The following is a 4,395-nucleotide window of genomic DNA, read 5'->3' as shown; positions in this document are numbered from 1 at the left end:
CTCGCTGTACACCAGGGCACTGGTCGGTTTGTGCGCGATGCAACTCGGCGTCGCCGAACGCGCGTTGAAGATCGCCGCTTCCTACACCGGCGAACGCGAGCAGTTCGGCAGACCCATCGGCTCGTTCCAGGCCGTGCAGCAACGGCTGGCCGATGCATTCATCGACGTCGAGGCGATCCGGTGGACCACCTGGCACGCCGCGTGGCTGATCGCCGAGGGTCGGCCCGCGACGCGCGAGGCCGCCATCGCCAAGTTCTGGGCGGCTGAAGCCGGAGCGCGGGTCGTGGCGTCGGCCCAGCAGGTCCACGGCGGCATTGGCATCGACGTCACTTACCCGCTCCACCGATATTTCCTGTGGGGCAAGCAGATCGAGCTCTCCCTGGGCGCGGCCCCCCTCCAGCTCGCCCGCCTGGGCGCGACCTACCCGGAAGGAAGCAGATGACCTCCACCGCCGATCGCACCACCACGCTGGCGTGGGACTCGATCAATGTGGGTGACGAAGTCGCCCCGCTGGATGTTCCGGTGACCACCACGCTGATCGTCGCCGGGGCCATCGCATCCCGTGATTACATGCCGGTTCACCACGACCGCGATTTCGCGAACTCCCAAGGATCGAAAGACATCTTCTTGAACATCCTCACGACCAATGGTCTCTGCGTGAAATTCCTGCACGACTGGGCGGGCCCGGAGGCGATGATCAGGAAACTGTCCATCCGCCTCGGCGTACCCGCATACCCGAATGATCCGCTCCGGTTCACTGGTTCGGTCACGGACAAGTCCCAGACCGACCGCGAAGGACTTGTCGAGGTCACCTTCAAAGGCACCAACAGCCTCGGTGACCACGTCTCCGGGACCGCGGTGCTCAGCCTGCTCCACGGTGTGGACTTATGAGCGACGGTATCGGCGGTAAAGCCGCGCTGGCCGGTATCGGACAGACCGAGTTTTCCAAGGAATCGGGCCGCACCGAGATGCAACTGGCGTGCGAGGCGGTGCTCGCCGCGATCCGCGACGCCGGGCTGACGCCCGCGGACATCGACGGCATGGTCACCTTCAGCGTGGACGACAACGAGGAGATCGAGGTCGCCCGCAACGTCGGCATCCGGGAACTGACGTTCTTCACCCGGGTTCCGCACGGCGGTGGCGCGGCGGCCGGCACCGTCATGCAGGCCGCCATGGCGGTCGCGACCGGAGCGGCAAAAGCGGTGGTGTGCTACCGAGCCTTCAACGAGCGCTCCGGCTTCCGCTTCGGCGGCGCCGGCCGCCAGCCGGGCGTGACACCGCTGTGGATGGCGCCCTACGCGCCGTTCGGCTTCATGACGCCGGCCGCCTGGGTGGCCTTGCACGCCCACCGTTACATGACGACGTACGGCGTCACCAACGCGGACTTCGGCAAGATCTCCGTCATCGACCGCAAGCACGCCGCGAGGAATCCCGATGCGTGGTTCTACGGGAAGCCCATCACCCTCGAGCAACACCAGCAATCACGATGGATCATCGAGCCGGTGTTGCGACTGCTCGACTGCTGTCAGGAAAGCGACGGCGGCGTTGCCATGGTGGTGACCAGCGTCGAGAGAGCACGAGACTTGGCCAAGCCGCCCGCCGTCATCACGGCCGCCGCCCAGGGCGCCGCCCATGACGGCGAGGTGATGACGAGTTACTACCGCGAGGACATCACCGGGCTGCCGGAGATGGGCGTCGTCGGCGACAAACTGTGGCGGGATTCCGGCCTTAAACCGCAAGATATTTCGACGGCGTTCCTCTACGACCACTTCACGCCCTTCGTCTTCACCCAACTCGAGGAACTCGGCTTCTGCGGCCGCGGCGAGGCCAAGGACTTCGTCTCGGTCGACGAGCTGTCACTCGGCGGCCGCATGCCGATCAACACCAACGGCGGCCTGCTGGGCGAGGCATACATCCACGGCATGAACGGCATCACCGAGGGCGTCCGTCAGGTGCGCGGCACGTCGCACAATCAGGTGGACAACGTCGAACACGTGCTGGTCACGTCGGGCACCGGCGTTCCCACCAGTGGCTTGATTCTCGCCCCCGATCACTGAGCACGCAGGCGAGGAAAGCCGATGACGCAGGCTACCGCGGTCGACACCCGAGCGGCGCTCATTTCGGCCGCGTTCGCCTGCTTCCGAACGCGCGGCTTGCGCAAGACGACGATCGTCGACATCGCACGCGCCGCCGACGTGTCCAGAAGCACGTTCTACGAATACTTCCGGGACAAGGAGACGATTGTCGAGGCTTGCGCGGAGGAGGCGTCACAAAGCTTCTATCGCAAGCTGGCAAAGGCGATTGACCGCGACGGCGGCAGCACCCTGGAGGAAAAGCTGGTCCGCGCAGCGGTTTTCGTTACCCAAGCCCGCCGGGTGGTGGAGCACGAGTCATATTTCGACGAAGAACAGGTCAACTTGATGTTGACCAAGAACGCGTCGACCCTAGTGCGGGAAGGCGGTGAATTTCTCGCGCCATACATCTCCGCGGCGAGGCTGACCGGTGAGGTGCGCAACGACCTCGACGTTCGATCGGCGTCGGAGTGGTTTGCACGAATCCTGTTGTCTTTGTTCACAACCCCGTCACCCTATCTCGACGTGGATGACGACGCGGTGGCCGACTTCGTCCGAGCGTATGTCGTGCGGGGATTCGGCCATGAGCGAGGCAAACGAAGCAGCGCGTGGCTCCCGAGACCGCAAAGCTGACGGCAGGTCGATGTGCACCTAGGACTCCGCCTTGGCGCGTGCGCCGTCGAGAGACGGCACTGCGTGGCCTCCCATTCGGTCGATCTCGCGCAACAGAGGTTTCGCGGCAGCATGGATTTCGCTCATCGTCATGGCGCGTAGTGGGTGGAACCCAAGGATGAGTCGCACATGTCCCCTATCGTCAAGGACGGGCGCCGAGATGGTGGCAACCCGGAGCGCATCGCGTGCGCCGTCGCCGGATAGCAGGTTCGCCGATATGAATTCGATGCGCAATTGGTCGACGACGGAGCGCAAGTTGTGGGGCACTGTCTCGGTAGACAGCGTCTCGATCGCATGAGCCGCCTGCGCCAGCGCGGGAGTCATCCAATCGACGTCATAACCGCGGTCGCGCGTCTGAGCCAAAACTGCGCGAAGGCGCTCCGCCAGCGACGTGTCTCCGGCCGCGCCGCGCTGAATCCACGATTCCTGTTGGGTTGGGATATCCCATGCGGCGCAGGCGATCCCAAACGGCGGTGCATAGGGGATCCGCTCGAGGGAAGCGACCGGTGCGTTAGACCCGTCGGGACTTTCGAACGCGGTAATCACGAGTTCGTCTCCACTGCGCTCGACCACCGAGGCCGGCGCACCGGTTGCCTCAGTGAGACGGTGGATGGCTTCGCGAGCGACAGCCAGAAGTGGGCGCGCTGCTTCGAACCTCTCCGCGATGAGGGCAATAGTGGGACCAAGATCAAACTTCTTGGAAATGGGATCACGCGTCGCCCAACCGCGGTCACACAACGTCTTGAGTATGGAGTGCGCCGTGGCCTGAGAAAGGCCAAGTTCGCGAGCGACGTCGGAGAAGCGGTGCCCGCCATCCTCCGGCCTGCTGAGAAACTCAACGACATCGAGGACACGCTCGGCCGGTGCTGACGTGACTCCGCGCATCTTGACTCCTCTCGCGCCGCATTCTACGGTCGACTCAGTATTTAGATGAATTATTCTCTAATAGTAGAGAATACCGCATGAGGATGTGAGTGCCGGTGCGTGCCGTAGTGCTGCGAGGCGGGGAGCTTACGGTCCGCGAGACTGCCGATCCCGTTCCCGGGCAGGGCGATTTGCTGCTCAAGACCCTCAGCACCGCGATCTGTGCGTCCGACGTGCACTACATGGACCATCCGGAATTGGCGATCGACGATCCGACGGGTCGGTCGCTCTACGACCCCGACCGCGACGTTGTCCTGGGGCACGAGTTCGTGGGTGAAGTGATCGGCCACGGCCCTGGATGCGGCGAGGCCTTCCCGATCGGGGCCAGGGTGACGTCGATGCCGATCCGGTTGGTCGACGGCGGCGCTGGCGGTCTACGCATTATCGGACAGCACCCCGAGGCGCAGGGCAGTTTCGGAGAGTTGCTTGTGGTACCCGAGGCGACCGCAAGGGTGATAGAGGGCTCGGTGTCCAGCGATGCGGTCGCCGTGGTCGACGCCTTCGCGGTCGGCGAGTTTTATGTCCGCGCCTCGAATCTGCAGCCCGGCGAGATCCCGATCGTCGTCGGCGCGGGCGCCATCGGGCTGTCGGCGGTCGCTGCGCTCAGCGCGCGGGGGGTTGATCCGATCATCGTGTCCGACTTCAGCGCCGACCGCCGCGAACTGGCCCAGTCCGGGTTCGGCGCGCATGTTCTGGTCGATCCGGCCCAGCGGTCGGTGTTCGACGC

Annotated in this window: 6 protein-coding genes; 5 read left to right on the top strand and 1 reads right to left on the bottom strand. The window is 64.7% G+C overall.

Features of this window, described 5'->3' with window-relative positions; all coding sequences use genetic code 11:
* From A9X03_RS08645 to A9X03_RS08630, 4 genes are all read left to right on the top strand, one after another.
* On the top strand, positions 1 to 442 hold a 442-nt coding region (locus A9X03_RS08645), incomplete at its 5' end, for an acyl-CoA dehydrogenase family protein (protein WP_255396720.1).
* On the top strand, positions 439 to 891 hold the full coding sequence (locus A9X03_RS08640; RefSeq protein WP_067747641.1) for a MaoC family dehydratase: 453 nt from the start codon (positions 439 to 441) through the stop codon (positions 889 to 891). The genes A9X03_RS08645 and A9X03_RS08640, both read left to right, overlap by 4 nt.
* Positions 888 to 2,057 (top strand): lipid-transfer protein, encoded by a 1,170-nt coding sequence (locus tag A9X03_RS08635; RefSeq protein WP_067747638.1) that lies wholly within the window; start codon positions 888 to 890, stop codon positions 2,055 to 2,057. Before A9X03_RS08640 ends, A9X03_RS08635 begins: the two co-directional genes overlap by 4 nt.
* A 21-nt stretch (positions 2,058 to 2,078) precedes the next feature.
* The gene (locus tag A9X03_RS08630) at positions 2,079 to 2,705 is read left to right on the top strand and encodes a TetR/AcrR family transcriptional regulator (RefSeq protein WP_068260594.1); all 627 of its coding nucleotides are present in this window, start codon (positions 2,079 to 2,081) and stop codon (positions 2,703 to 2,705) included.
* Positions 2,706 to 2,723: 18 nt separating this feature from the next.
* Here the strand turns inward: A9X03_RS08630 and A9X03_RS08625 are convergent, their stop codons facing one another.
* Positions 2,724 to 3,629, bottom strand: coding sequence for a helix-turn-helix domain-containing protein (locus tag A9X03_RS08625; RefSeq protein ID WP_067785655.1), 906 nt, complete (start codon positions 3,627 to 3,629; stop codon positions 2,724 to 2,726).
* 95 nt (positions 3,630 to 3,724) lie between these two features.
* Here A9X03_RS08625 and A9X03_RS08620 point away from each other — a divergent pair.
* Positions 3,725 to 4,395, top strand: a 671-nt coding sequence (locus A9X03_RS08620) for an alcohol dehydrogenase catalytic domain-containing protein (RefSeq protein ID WP_156737064.1), incomplete at its 3' end; no start/stop codon positions are given.

The sequence above is a fragment of the Mycobacterium sp. E1715 genome (assembly GCF_001667625.1).
Classification (GTDB): Bacteria; Actinomycetota; Actinomycetes; order Mycobacteriales; family Mycobacteriaceae; genus Mycobacterium.
Note: the sequence above shows the minus strand (reverse complement) of the source record. Positions and strands in the feature narration are given on the sequence as shown.

Bases quoted from the DNA above. Each gene is read 5' to 3' on its own strand.
- A9X03_RS08640 (WP_067747641.1), top strand. From the start codon at position 439: ATGACCTCCACCGCCGATCGCACCACCACGCTGGCGTGGGACTCGATC.
- A9X03_RS08635 (WP_067747638.1), top strand. From the start codon at position 888: ATGAGCGACGGTATCGGCGGTAAAGCCGCGCTGGCCGGTATCGGACAG.
- A9X03_RS08630 (WP_068260594.1), top strand. From the start codon at position 2,079: ATGACGCAGGCTACCGCGGTCGACACCCGAGCGGCGCTCATTTCGGCC.
- A9X03_RS08625 (WP_067785655.1), bottom strand. From the start codon at position 3,629: ATGCGCGGAGTCACGTCAGCACCGGCCGAGCGTGTCCTCGATGTCGTT.